At 33.5% G+C, this 251-nt stretch carries 1 protein-coding gene; it reads left to right on the forward strand.

Translation table 11 applies throughout. From position 1 onward, the window contains the following. The coding region (locus SB753_RS39670) for a family 1 glycosylhydrolase (protein ID WP_410805496.1) at window positions 1-251 on the forward strand (251 nt) is incomplete at both ends.

Genomic DNA, 251 nt, shown 5'->3' on the forward strand with positions numbered 1-251 from the left:
GTTATAGATTGTTATTTAAGATATTGTGAAACAATTTTCACAAGATATAAAGACGTAGTTAAGTATTGGTTAACATTCAATGAGATTAACATATTAACACATGGACCAGCAGCAGCCTTTGTAGGTGCTGGATTATCATTCCAAGAAGTTAAAGAAGTAAAGTTTAGTGGGTTTGAAGATAATCATGCACAGGAATGTTTTCAAGCTTTACACCACCAATTTGTTGCTAGTGCAAAAGCTGTTCAGTTAGG

The sequence above is a fragment of the Paraburkholderia sp. SIMBA_053 genome, from assembly GCF_046534895.1.
GTDB classification, from domain to species: domain Bacteria; phylum Pseudomonadota; class Gammaproteobacteria; order Burkholderiales; family Burkholderiaceae; genus Paraburkholderia; species Paraburkholderia caledonica.